Here is a 12,965-nt window from a genome sequence, read left to right as displayed (position 1 = left end):
GAGCCACATAAAATGAATGTTCTCCAGAAGAGCCTGTTCTATCTTACGAGAGGAATACATATTGCGCAGGTACGCATAGATGATCACCTTAAGAAGCATCCGAGGATGGTAACTGGAAGTACCACCTCCTTTGTAACTTCGCTCCAGGTCAGCGATGTCGATTTGATCAATAATCGTATTGACGATTCTAACGGGATGATTTACAGGAACCAAATCATCATAACTGGGAGGTAAAAGACTTAACTGCGACTGGTTATAGGTCTTAAATACAACTTTAGCTTTCATTACATGAAAATAATAAAAACCTCAAAATAATCCAACAAGAAAGGCTGCCTTTTCAGACAGCCTCTTTTTTGTTTCAGAACTAATTTTAAAATTTTAATTACCTAATTTGAGTACTATTTTCATTATTTTAATTCTATTACAGAAGACTTTTTCTGTTTTTAAGAGGATTTCCGCATTTTTGGAGCTTTCCCGTACCGGAAACTACCTTTATTATTATTAAGAATTATAAGTTATTTCCTACAATTTTTATTTTAGCGTGTATTAAACTGCTTTTTAGCGCAGAATTTCTTCAATTTTTATCGGGGACTTGTAAAATAACTATAAAATATTATAAATCAGTGCTTTATGTGTGTTTTAGTCTTCTTTTGAAATGAGCTTATTATTTGGATAAATTTTATAGGAAATTTCACACCATATCGATTAATTCAACTTTTTTAAAGATTTTAGAGCGCGGCTATAATTTTATTTCTTCCTATTAAATTTTTAAAATTTTTATAACTGTAATTTTTATAAATCTACTGAAAACTAAAGATTTAGAATCTGCTTTTCAATGAATTATATAAAATATAAAGAGGATAAGAAAATTCCTACTAATTCAAATAAGTGCATACGGGTTTTCCCGTATAATTATTCCTTTAAGATTCATTTCACATCTTGTCAAAAAATGTAGCTCTTCATCGAAAAGTATATTTTCGTCCTAAAATCCATCCTATATTAGCATCAGAATTTAACACCCCCCTAAACCTTCCCCCCAAGGTTGCGTCAAATTCTAACTCCCTACACATTATGCCCCCAACATTAATTCTATTTCTATAGTATAGTTTTATTATAGTTATGAAGAAGACTCGTTTTGCCCCAAAGTGAAATTGTAAGTTTTTAATTTAAATATTTTTTTAACCTTAATTTTTTATTATGAAAAAAGTGATTTTTTGCGCTAGCGCGCTAATGTTTGGGGCAGTTGCATTTGCTCAAAGTAATTCAAGTCTTGTTGGTCAATCTGGTAATCATAACCAATCTGATGTAGATCAACAAGGATTATCTAACCTGTCTTTTGTTTCTCAATCTGGAGATCATAACTCTGCTGATGTAGATCAAAAAGCTGAGTATAATGAAGCTTTTGTTATTCAAACCGGAAGTCATAACTCTGCTATTTCAGGTCAGAATGATGATGGTCTACAAGGACCAGCGGCGAATTTCTCTATGCAATATCAAAGTGGTAACCACAACGAAGCTGTAATTTCTCAAGATTCTCCATATACAAATGGTGCAGGAAGCGGAACTGTAAATGGTGTGGCTATGCAAATACAATCTGGAAACGGCAACGATGCTAGTATCGAGCAATTAAACAGCAACCATGTTTCTATTCAAACGCAGTCTGGGGATAATAACTCTGCTGACGATTTTCAAACTGGTGCAAGTCATGAATCTTATACCTTTCAATCTGGAAACCACAATGAGAGTGATGTTTACCAAAACGGATGGGGAAGTAATTCTTACGTAACCCAAACTGGAGATCACAACACTAGTGATGTAGAACAAAAAGGAGATCGCCATATGTCCTGGTCTATGCAATCTGGAAATCATAATGCCAGCACTGTTACTCAAGGTGGTAGCATGCATATGAGCTTAGTGAACCAGAGTGGAAACCATAACACTTCAATGGTTAACCAGGGTAACTTAGTTCCATCAGCAAACTAATTAATAAATAGAAAATAACCCGGATGTATTTTAGGCGTCCGGGTTATTTTTATTTAAAAATTCATCTTATGAGAAGTATTGGTTTTAGCACTTTTTTATTACTGCTTTGTTTTAATTTCCAGTTAACTGCCCAGGATAATTTAACTCATAATCGAATTCAAAATCAGGTTGTAGTAAATCTTTTGGCAAGTGTGCAAAAGGAGAATAAACAGGTAAATAATGAAGTCTTCATAAATCAAATTGGAGATAGAAACCAGGTATATACTTCGGTAAGAGCCCAGGAGAATAAATCTGTTTACATTCAAAATGGAAATTTTAATAATATTTATTCTAATGTTACTGCCACAACCTTTTCATCTTCAATTGTACAAAATGGAGACAGGCATAAGGCTTTCAATTTTGTGAACAGTCCTGGAGAAGAAATAAGTTTAGAGCTTAATCAGCAAGGGAAAAACCATCATTTTGAACAATTTGGTTCTAATTCTATTGGAAATAATCTGAAATTTCATATGAATGGTGATTCACGCTCTTTAATTGTAAGAAATTTTAAATGATTTCATTGAGAAAAATAATATCGGGACCATTGAATTTACTGGTTCTTATTTTTTTAATTTCAGTTTCTGCTGAAGCTCAAAATTTTAATTCAGAAGTAGAAGCTTCTATTAAAACCAATGATAATAAGGATAATCTCCTGGAGATTACGGGAATTTCTAAAAATTTAACCGAGGCTACTTATAGTTTGCACTACGAGTTATCGGTAATTACTTCATCTGGAGATAATAATTCTTCCAAAAATTCTCAAACGGGCCGGTTCACTTTAGAGCCTTTTGAAACCCGGGAACTTTCTTCAACTACAGTTTCAATTAACCCACAACAACGCAGCATTATTCTTTTAATAATTTATAACGAAGATGATGAGGTTATGGGTACCAGTAGAATTGTATTTGAAGAGAAAACAGAGGAAAAAGAAGAAAACCAACTCTCTTATGAAAAAAGAAACGAAGGAATTGAATTAACCAGTATGGTTATTCAAAGAACAAAAACGAAACCCGGAAAAGATTTCTACGACTTTTTTTACCAGCAATACAGTTTAAATCCTGTAGAAGGTAATAAAATGATAGAAATAGAAGAAATGATAAGTTTTGGCCGAACAACAAAAATAATGGTAAAGGTAGATGATAAGGTGATTTATGAATTTTTTACCAGACCAAAATTAGACTATTTAAAAGAACAGGCTGTTACGGCCTTACAACAGGTGAATAGGTATATGGAATACCTAAAAAACCGAAGCGAAAAGATTTCACAATATTAATTTTTTAATCCCCCCGATTATGAAAAGATTAGTTTTAATTCTATTATTTTTTTGGTGTCTCCCAATATCTGCTCAAGAATTGGTTTATACACCTAAAAATCCCGCATTTGGTGGTGATACATTTAACTACCAGTGGCTTTTAAGCAGTGCGCAATCACAAAATTCTTTTGAAGATCCTGATGCTGCACGCAAGGAACTTTCTGAAATGCAACAATTTACCCAAAGTTTAAATTCACAGTTACTGGGCCAGGTAGGCCGGCAGTTATTTACTGAAGAATTTGGCGAAGCAGGTTTACAGGAAGGAAAATATACTTTTGGCAGTTTGGCAATAGATATTTTTCCCTCTAACGAAGGTTTGGTAATCAATATTCTTGATACCAATACCGGCGAGCAAACTCAAATAATAGTTCCACAATAAACCTCCTATTTATGAAATTTTTGCAATACTCCATTTTAGTGGGGGTAGTGGTGCTGTTTTGTTCTTGCGGATCTTATTTTAACCAACCTGTAGACTATCAGGATGCTAGAATAGGGGAGAGTACAAATGCTACAACCGCCCTTAAAAATCTCCCTCTACCCGAAGAACCGGTGGTAGTAGGAGTCTATAATTTTAGAGATTTAACCGGCCAGTATAAACCCTCAGAAATGGGGAGTACCTTTAGTACAGCCGTAACCCAGGGAGCTACTTCAATTCTTATTAAAGCTCTTGAAGACTCTAAATGGTTTACTACCATAGAAAGAGAAAACGTAGGAAACCTTTTAAACGAAAGAAATATAATTCGTTCTACCCGCCAGGAATACAGAGCTAATTCTAATACCAATGAACCGCAACTTCCACCTTTGCTTTACGCAGGAATTATTCTGGAAGGAGGTATAGTATCTTACGATACCAATATTATTACTGGTGGTTTAGGTGCCAGGTATTTTGGTGTTGGTGGTTCTACCCAGTATAGACAGGACAGGGTGACTATTTATCTAAGAGCTGTTTCTACTTCCAGTGGAAGAATTTTAAAGAATGTTTACATTTCTAAAACTATACTTTCCCAGGCTTTAGATGCCAGCTTATTTAAATATGTGAGTTTTCAGCGTTTAATGGAAGCTGAAACCGGCTTTACCCGAAACGAGCCTGTACAATTAGCGGTTACCGAAGCTATAGAAAAAGGGGTAGAAGCCCTGGTTTTGGAGGGAATTCAGGATAATTTATGGACTCCCAGAGAAGATCAGCAACCTTTAGCAAACGAATTAATCGCTCTCTATAATACCGAAAAAGAAGATGCTGGGATGGAAAGCTTATATGACCGCAAGTTTATAGATAAAACCGGCAGTTCTATTGGAGTTAATGTAGGGACTTCTTTAATGAGCGGGGATTTCTCCAACGCTGAAGCAGGTGGAATGTTAAGAGTAGATTATACCAATAATATTTTCCCTTCCCTTTCTGTGAATCTGGCAGCCAATGCTTTTGAGCTTAAAAATCAGGGCGCATTTTCAGAAAAGTTTGTAGGCCTTGATGTGAATGGACAATATAATGTTTTGCCTAACGACACCTTTGGGCCTTATTTATCTGCCGGAGGCGGCGTTGTTTTTGGTTTGGATAGCGATGAGGTGCCTGATGGAATGTCTTCAACGCATTTTAAACTTCAATACGGCCTTGGGCTCGAGTATATGATTACCGATAAGTTGGGCATAAGAGGTTTTGCAGAGCATAACCTTATGTTTAACGACGAACTGGACCGGTTTGTTCACGGTAAGCGAAACGACCATTATTTCAACTTTAGCATTGGTCTTAATTTTCACCTTGGTAAAACTAAACGTGAAAGAAATAACAACTTAAACAATCAATAATGAAAAATCTAAAATATATTTTTCCGCTGTTATTTATTTTCATTTCAGTGGGGTGTAGTGAAGACACGATTGATGCTTTACAAAGTGGAAGCATAACCGGAACCGTAGTGACCGAGGGTGATTTTGAACCAATAGAAAATGTACGCATTTCAACCACACCGGCAACTTCTACTGTTTTTACCGATGAGAACGGGGAATTTATAATTGAAAACGTTCCTGTAGATGAATATTCTGTGCAGGCCAGGAAAGAAGGATTGTTAACCCAATTTGAAGGCGCTGAAGTTTTAGCAAATGCTGACGTAAATGTTATTTTTGAAATGCAACCTGCAAATGCTAATAATAGAAAACCCGACGCACCAACTTTGTTGACACCTCAGGACAATGCCGAAGGAATACCTACCACCGTAGATTTTACCTGGGAATCCCGGGATGCAGATAACGATACCCTTACTTACGAACTTGAAATAAGAAACGATCGTAATAACGAAGTAATGCGGTTTACAGAACTTCGTGATACTGTACAAACAGTTGAGGGATTAAATTATGGATATAAATATTTTTGGCAGGTAAAGGTTTCAGATAGCCTTAACGATCCCGTTTTAAGTGAAGTATATTCTTTTAATACGTTAGAATTTCCTAAAACAAGGTTTATGTATGTGCGGGAGATGAATAACAATAATGTAATATTTGCTCGAGATTTAAACGGAAATGAATATCAGCTAACTTCTGCCAGTCAAAACAGTTTCAGGCCACGTAAAAATCATCGTACCAATAAAATTGCTTTCCTTAGAACGGTAGGCAATCAAACCCATCTTTTTACTATGAATTTAGATGGATCGGCTCAAACGCAAATCACTTCCAACATTCCTGTAAACGGCTTTAACCTCGAGAAAGTAGACTTTTCCTGGGCTAACGATGGCGCTAGTTTGGTTTATCCAAATTTCGAAAAACTATACAGGGTAAATGTAACCGGCGGCGGAACAAGCCTAATTTATGAAGAACCTAACGGCAAGTTTATAACAGAGGTTGATGTTAGTAATGACAATACCCGAATTGCATTGTTAGTAAATAATGCCACCGGTTATAATGCTGAAATTTATACTATAGATATGTCTGGTAATTTTATAAAATCTGTAATATCTGGACTCGATGGTGCTCTGGGTGGTTTAAATTTATCGGTAGATAACCAAAGACTCTTGTATACCCGGGATGTTTCAGGTTATGAGAGTGCCGACTATCGTCAACTTAATTCCAGAATGTTTATTTATAATTTCAACACCAACCAAAGTACAGATATTAGTGATGATAAACCTGAAGGAACAAACGATTTAGATCCAAGGTTTTCCCCAAGTGAAGCCGAAGTTACTTATGTAAATACTTCTAACGATGGGATTTCAGAAATGTTTATAGAACAAACCCTTATTGAAAACGGGGGAGCATCCAGTAGGCAGGAATTATATTCTAATGCAAAGATGCCTGACTGGGAATAAAGATTTTTCTTTTCGGGGGAAAGCGGTAGCGGATTTTTTGCTATCGCTTTTTTTATTTTATAATCTTTCAGCGACTAAGCTAATCTGTTTATCTTTGGGGCTTCAACAATATAATTATGAGTCAGGAAGTTAGTAAAAGATATGCTCAGCGCGGCGTTTCAGCAGGTAAAGAAGATGTGCACAATGCAATTAAAAATGTAGATAAAGGATTATTTCCTAAAGCATTTTGCAAGATTGTGCCCGATTATCTTACCGGGTATGCAGATCATTGCCTAATTATGCACGCCGATGGTGCAGGAACAAAATCTTCCCTGGCCTATATGTATTGGAAAGAAACCGGAGATCTTTCGGTTTGGAAGGGCATTGCGCAAGATGCACTAATTATGAATATAGACGATCTGCTTTGTGTGGGCGCTGTAGATAATATTATGTTGTCTTCCACAATTGGGCGAAATAAAAATAAAATTCCGGGTGAGGTAATTTCAGCAATAATTAATGGAACCGAAGAATTGATTACCGAGTTAAAAGACTTCGGCGTTGAGATTCATTCTACCGGTGGCGAAACTGCCGATGTTGGCGATCTTGTAAGAACTATTATTGTGGATTCTACCGTAACCGCCAGGATGAAAAAATCTGACGTAATTGATAATGCCAATATTAAACCCGGAAATGTAATTGTTGGTTTATCTTCTTCCGGCCAGGCTTCTTACGAAAAGGAGTATAACGGCGGAATGGGTAGTAACGGACTTACTTCTGCACGCCACGACGTTTTTTCTAAGGTTTTAGCCGAAAAATATCCTGAAAGTTTTGATAACGATATTCCTGAAGATTTGATCTATTCCGGAACTAAATCTTTAACTGATAAAGTTGAAAATTCACCTTTAGACGCTGGGAAATTAGTGCTTTCTCCCACCCGAACTTACGCACCAATTATTAAGAAGATACTTTCAAAATTCAGTAATAATGAAATTAATGGGATGGTGCACTGCAGCGGAGGTGCCCAAACCAAAATTCTTCACTTTATAGATAATTTGCATATTATTAAAGACAATATGTTTGAGGTGCCACCACTTTTCAAACTCATTCAGCAAGAAAGCAAAACCGACTGGAAAGAAATGTACCAGGTTTTTAATATGGGTCACCGTATGGAGCTTTATGTAAATCCTGAAATTGCCGAAGAGATTATCGCTATTTCTAAATCTTTTAATGTAGATGCGCAAATTGTTGGTAGGGTGGAAGCTGCAGATGAAAAGAAACTTACTATTAACAGTGAGTTTGGGAAATTTGAGTATTAAAAACTTCTTATAGTTTATTGATAGTAGTGATTTTTAAAAAGTATAGATTGCATACAATTTCAAGCTAAGTTTTTAAGGTTTCTTTACTTACCTTTAAAAATATACCCTATTGGCGAATAAATTGAATATATATAACTCCAAATTTGTTTTTGCCTCAACCGTTGCTTGGGTTATACTCAATTTACTTAGTCTCTATTTTTTTACTGAAGAAGCCAGCAGGTGGGTAAGGGTCGCAACATCTTCGTATTTTATTTTATGGAGTTTGTCTTTCCAGGCTTTTAAATCTAAAATTCATTATGTTTTATTTTCCTTTTGGATTTGCGATATTGCGCTTCTTTTTTACGAAAATCAAATCTTTAATTTTATAACTTTTATTTCCAGATCTTTGATTTTCTTTGCGTTGATTTTAATTGTTTTTTCTAAAATTCGGGCTATAAAATTTAGATTTTTTGAATTGTTTCTGGGTCTGGCCGTGGTAGGTATTAATATTTATCTATTGTTTGAACTCTTAGATATGGTCCCAGAAGTTCATTTGTACGATTATTTTGATCCGGCCTATTTGGGCTTTACCATTCTAACGATGATGTTGGTTGGAACAGCAATTACTTATAATAATAGGTACAGCAACAAAAAAAGTTCTTATTTTTTGCTAGCTGCACTTTTCCTGGCGCTCTCTGATGTGAATTTCTTTATAGCCTTCTATTTAGATATGCCTGTATTTTATTACCCCGATAGATTTCTTCATATTTTTAGCCTTGGTTTAATTATTCTTTTCTGGATGAAACCTTTGGAATTTAATTACATTGAGGGGATTGATACTGAAATTTAATCTTTAAGTTGAAGAAAGCCTAAACTAAAATTTTCTGTTTTTAGGCTATAAATCTAAAACGTACCAACTCTTAAATACTGATAATCTTCCAAAGCTTTTTCCTCTTTAATAAGCTGTGTACTTCCATTTTTTAGAAGATAAATCTCATCGCTGGAATCCAAAATATGCCGATACATATGGTCTGTAATAATTATGGCTTTTTTTTTCTTTAATTTTTGAAGTAAATGTTTAATTTTCTCTACATACAATGGCGAAAGATGCGAAAATGGTTCGTCTAAAAGAATAAGTTTAGCTCTGCTATTTAGGCAAATATAAATTTCCACTACACGTTGTTGTCCCCCTGAAAGCTCTCGCATTTTATTGTTTTTTGCGGCCTTAAATTCAGGGAAAATCTTTAAAAATTCCCTTAGATCTACCTTAAAAAGTTGAAAGCAGGTTTCAAGTTTCATTTTGGGCGGAATAAAATTTTGTTGCGGTAAATAGTTTACCATTCCGTATTTAAAAAGTGGTTTCAGGTAAGGTTTCTTGTCAATTCTAATCAATTTGTGCCTGGGCTGAAGCCTTCCGAAGAAAATATTGAGCAAACTGCTTTTGCCGCAGCCATTAGGACCGAGTATTCCGGTAACTTTTCCTGTTTCAGCCTTTAAGTAAACTCCGTTAAGAATTTGCTTGTCGGCAAAATAAAGTTCAATATTATCAATTTCGAAGATCATATTATCAGAGAATAAATTCCGGCGGAAACTATGATGAAAATAAAATCTATAAGAAAACTAAAAAAGAACAGTTGAATACTACTTAAAGAAAGGTTTTGGTAAAGATACAACTGGTTTTTATATGAGGTTTTATAAACGTAAAATACCAGTAAACTAAGCACAAGCTTAAATATGACTATCAAAATCAACGGGTTTCTATAAAATAGAAATACAAAATTCAGCAAAATAGATATCAAAATAAATTGCTTGTAAAAATAAAATATTGCCTTGGTTTTGCTTATCATAAAAGTCGTAAGATCGTTTCAATTTACAATTCTTTTTTCAATCTTATAATTCGCCCAATTTATCGTAAATTTGTTTTCCTAAAATCAGTGTGATTATATGATTGAGAAGCTTAATATAGTAAAGCAGCGTTTTGATGAGGTGAATGATCTTATTATTCAGCCCGATGTGATTTCAGATCAAAAGCGATACATAGAATTAAATAAAGAATATAAAGATCTTAGGGCTTTAATGGATGAGCGCGAAAGATATTTGGAACTCACCAATAATATTGAAGAAGCCAAAGAAATTATTGTCGATGGCAGCGATGCGGAAATGACCGAAATGGCCAAAATGCAATTGGAAGAAGCCGAAAAGGAAGTGCCAAAGCTGGAAGAAAAGATTAGGATGATGCTGGTTCCAAAAGATCCAGACGATGCCAAGAACGTGGTAATAGAAATTAGGGCCGGTACCGGTGGTGATGAGGCTAGTATTTTTGCCGGAGATCTTTATAGAATGTATACCAAATATGTGGAAAGCAAAGGCTGGAAGCATAATATTGTAGATTATAGCGAAGGTACCAGTGGCGGATTTAAAGAGATGATTTTTGAAGTTTCTGGTGAAGATGTTTATGGTACAATGAAGTTTGAAGCCGGTGTACACCGTGTACAACGTGTGCCACAAACCGAAACACAGGGTCGTGTGCATACTTCTGCAGCTACCGTAATGGTACTTCCTGAAGCTGAAGAATTTGATGTAGAAATAGATCCAAAAGAGGTGAGAATAGATTATTTCTGTTCTTCCGGTCCCGGTGGGCAATCGGTGAACACTACTTATTCTGCCGTGCGATTGACTCACGAGCCTACAGGATTGGTGGCACAGTGCCAGGATCAAAAATCGCAGCATAAGAACAAAGAGAAAGCCTTTAGAGTATTACGTTCCCGTTTATATGAAATGGAACTTGCTAAAAAGCAGGAAGCGGATGCTGCTAAAAGAAATTCTATGGTTTCCAGTGGTGACCGTAGTGCAAAAATTAGAACCTATAATTATTCCCAGGGAAGGGTTACAGATCATCGTATAAATCTTACGCTTTATGATCTTTCAAACATCATAAATGGGGATATTCAAAAAATACTGGACGAATTGCGATTTGTAGAAAATACAGAGAAGCTTAAAGAAAATTCAGATATATTTTAAACTGTCACCTCCGCGAAGGCGGAGGTCGCTTTTTTTATTTTTTAAGTATGACAAATACTTTATTTTAAGAATTACTTTCCGCGAAAGCGGAATTTTCTTTTTATTTTGAATCATATTAATTACAAAAAACTAACCTATGTCCCCACAAGAATTAACTGAACAGATCTTTAAAAAGCAATCGTTTTTATGTGTGGGACTTGATGTGGATATAGATAGGATTCCCACCTATTTATTGTCTGAAGACGATCCTATTTTTGAATTCAATAGAGCTATAATAGACGCTACGCATAAATTTTGCGTGGCTTATAAGCCTAATATCGCTTTTTATGAAGCTAATGGAGTTGAAGGGTGGCAGGCTTTAGAAAAAACAATCAATTATCTTCACCACGAATATCCCGAAATATATACCATTGCTGATGCCAAACGTGGCGATATTGGTAATACTTCCAGAATGTATGCTAAAACTTTTCTCCAGGATCTCGGTTTCGATTCGGTAACGGTAGCGCCCTATATGGGAAAAGATTCAGTAGAGCCATTTTTGGAGTTTGACAATCGCCAGGCAATTTTACTGGCTTTAACTTCTAATGAAGGTGCTTTCGATTTTCAAACTCAGCAAATTGATGGCGAAGAACTTTATAAAAAAGTACTTAAAACCTCTAAAACCTGGAAAAATTCTGAGAATTTGATGTACGTTGTGGGAGCGACTAAAGCTGAATTTCTGAAAGAAATAAGGGAGATTATTCCTGAAAATTTCTTGTTAGTACCTGGTGTTGGTGCCCAGGGCGGAAAACTGGAAGACGTTTGTAAATACGGAATGACTAAAAATGTTGGTCTTTTAGTAAATTCTTCCCGAAAGATTATTTATGCTTCAGAATCTTCAAATTTCGCTGAAATAGCTGGAGCCAAAGCTGAAGTGCTTCAGCAGCAAATGGCAGAAGAGTTGAGGAAACTTTAAAATTCTAACATGGAAGTGATAGATCAATTACAAAGAAAGATTTCCCTTCCCAACGTTCTAAAACGAATTATTTCCTTAGTTCCCAGTCAAACCGAACTTCTGGTAGACTTAGGTTTGGAGGAAAACCTGGTAGGCATCACAAAATTCTGCGTTCATCCCCAATATCTTCGGAAAACCAAAACCATAGTAGGCGGTACCAAGCAGGTTAAGATTGAAAAAATCAAAGCTTTAGAGCCAGATATTATTCTCTGTAATAAAGAGGAGAATACCAAAGAAATGGTGGAAGAGCTACAAGAAATTGCTCCCGTACATGTTTCAGATATTGTGAAAATTGACGATGCTTTTACATTGATGCATCAATACGGTGAGATCTTTCAGAAAGAAGCTTTAGTGGGAACAATGGTAAATTCCGTTAGGGAAAAAATTGTGGTTCTACAGGAAAAACTTCAGGATAAACCGGTAAAAAAAGTAGCCTATTTTATCTGGAAAAAACCTTTAATGGTGGCCGGTAAGGAAACTTTTATAGACGAGCTTTTAAAACTAAATAAGTTTGAAAATGTATTTAAAGAGTCTCGATATCCCGAAACTTCTTTTGAAGAAATAAAAGCCAAAAATCCCGATGTAATTTTACTTTCTTCAGAACCTTATCCGTTTAAAGAGAAACATAAAGAATATTTTTCAGCATTAAATATTGAAATTCAACTGGTAGACGGGGAATATTTTAGCTGGTATGGATCAAGATTGGTGGGAGCAATAGATTATTTTAAAACGCTTAGAAGCTAATAATCTATTTTATCATAATTCATTCTTCGAAGTTCCCTTAGAATGGATTTTGCACGAGCGTTTAAGCGGTCACTTTCCTCTTTATCGGTAAGTGCCAGCTTGTAAGCTTTGTGCATAAGGTGAGTATACTTATCACAGAGGCATTCTTCTGTAGATTTTGTTTCAAAGATTTTGAACATAATTTGTTTTCGTCTTTGATGCAAAGATAGGAGCCAACACCGCAAAGGATTGCTAAGTCGGCGTTAATGTTCATGTAAAAAATCTTTCTTTAAGGCTTTAAATGTTAAAATATTAGAGATGCCCTT

14 protein-coding genes are annotated in these 12,965 nt (G+C 35.3%); 11 read left to right on the top strand and 3 right to left on the bottom strand.

Translation table 11 applies throughout. From position 1 onward, the window contains the following. The coding region (locus tag BM084_RS17975) for a transposase (RefSeq protein WP_143083681.1) at positions 1-285 on the bottom strand (285 nt) is incomplete at its 3' end. Between the two features lie 945 nt (positions 286-1,230). Here BM084_RS17975 and BM084_RS17970 point away from each other — a divergent pair. The 8 genes from BM084_RS17970 (at position 1,231) to BM084_RS19045 (ending at position 8,751) form a co-directional block, all read left to right on the top strand. After that, positions 1,231-1,983, top strand: a complete 753-nt coding sequence (locus tag BM084_RS17970) for a hypothetical protein (RefSeq protein ID WP_177195730.1) — start codon at positions 1,231-1,233, stop codon at positions 1,981-1,983. Positions 1,984-2,051: 68 nt separating this feature from the next. Then, positions 2,052-2,537 (top strand): hypothetical protein, encoded by a 486-nt coding sequence (locus tag BM084_RS17965; protein WP_075326134.1) that lies wholly within the window; start codon positions 2,052-2,054, stop codon positions 2,535-2,537. A gap of 5 nt (positions 2,538-2,542) precedes the next feature. Further along, a complete protein-coding gene (csgH, locus tag BM084_RS17960; RefSeq protein WP_177195729.1) occupies positions 2,543-3,295 on the top strand; it encodes a curli-like amyloid fiber formation chaperone CsgH in 753 nt (250 codons plus the stop codon). A gap of 19 nt (positions 3,296-3,314) precedes the next feature. Next, positions 3,315-3,713 (top strand): curli production assembly/transport component CsgF, encoded by a 399-nt coding sequence (locus tag BM084_RS17955; RefSeq protein ID WP_093306445.1) that lies wholly within the window; start codon positions 3,315-3,317, stop codon positions 3,711-3,713. An 11-nt stretch (positions 3,714-3,724) separates the two neighbouring features. Next, positions 3,725-5,137, top strand: coding sequence for a CsgG/HfaB family protein (locus BM084_RS17950; RefSeq protein WP_093306443.1), 1,413 nt, complete (start codon positions 3,725-3,727; stop codon positions 5,135-5,137). After that, positions 5,137-6,627 (top strand): carboxypeptidase regulatory-like domain-containing protein, encoded by a 1,491-nt coding sequence (locus BM084_RS17945; protein ID WP_093306440.1) that lies wholly within the window; start codon positions 5,137-5,139, stop codon positions 6,625-6,627. The genes BM084_RS17950 and BM084_RS17945 overlap by 1 nt, the downstream gene beginning before the upstream one ends. A 116-nt stretch (positions 6,628-6,743) precedes the next feature. Beyond that, complete coding sequence (locus BM084_RS17940; RefSeq protein ID WP_075326139.1) at positions 6,744-7,922, top strand: AIR synthase related protein; 1,179 nt, start codon at positions 6,744-6,746, stop codon at positions 7,920-7,922. A gap of 496 nt (positions 7,923-8,418) precedes the next feature. Beyond that, entirely contained in the window at positions 8,419-8,751 is a 333-nt protein-coding gene (locus tag BM084_RS19045) for a hypothetical protein (RefSeq protein ID WP_143083684.1), read from the top strand. A 53-nt stretch (positions 8,752-8,804) separates the two neighbouring features. Here BM084_RS19045 and BM084_RS17930 read toward each other — a convergent pair whose 3' ends face one another. Then, positions 8,805-9,464, bottom strand: a complete 660-nt coding sequence (locus tag BM084_RS17930; RefSeq protein WP_075326141.1) for an ATP-binding cassette domain-containing protein — start codon at positions 9,462-9,464, stop codon at positions 8,805-8,807. A gap of 381 nt (positions 9,465-9,845) precedes the next feature. Here BM084_RS17930 and prfA point away from each other — a divergent pair, with 381 nt between their 5' ends. The 3 genes from prfA (at position 9,846) to BM084_RS17915 (ending at position 12,660) form a co-directional block, all read left to right on the top strand. Continuing rightward, positions 9,846-10,922 carry a peptide chain release factor 1 gene (prfA, locus tag BM084_RS17925; RefSeq protein WP_093306435.1) on the top strand — a complete coding sequence of 359 codons (1,077 nt, stop codon included), beginning with the start codon at positions 9,846-9,848 and terminating at the stop codon, positions 10,920-10,922. Between the two features lie 136 nt (positions 10,923-11,058). Then, positions 11,059-11,877, top strand: a complete 819-nt coding sequence (gene pyrF / locus BM084_RS17920) for an orotidine-5'-phosphate decarboxylase (protein ID WP_093306432.1) — start codon at positions 11,059-11,061, stop codon at positions 11,875-11,877. A gap of 9 nt (positions 11,878-11,886) precedes the next feature. Continuing rightward, a complete protein-coding gene (locus BM084_RS17915; protein WP_093306430.1) occupies positions 11,887-12,660 on the top strand; it encodes an ABC transporter substrate-binding protein in 774 nt (257 codons plus the stop codon). On the opposite strand, the gene BM084_RS17910 is transcribed toward BM084_RS17915, so the two are convergent. Then, positions 12,657-12,839, bottom strand: a complete 183-nt coding sequence (locus BM084_RS17910; RefSeq protein WP_075326145.1) for a Lacal_2735 family protein — start codon at positions 12,837-12,839, stop codon at positions 12,657-12,659. The two genes, BM084_RS17915 and BM084_RS17910, sit on opposite strands and share 4 nt — an antisense overlap. Positions 12,840-12,965 lie beyond the last annotated feature (126 nt).

Source organism: Salegentibacter agarivorans, assembly GCF_900113135.1.
GTDB classification, from domain to species: Bacteria; Bacteroidota; Bacteroidia; order Flavobacteriales; family Flavobacteriaceae; genus Salegentibacter; species Salegentibacter agarivorans.
The sequence above is the reverse complement of the archived record's forward strand: the minus strand, read 5'-3'. Positions and strand labels throughout refer to the sequence as shown.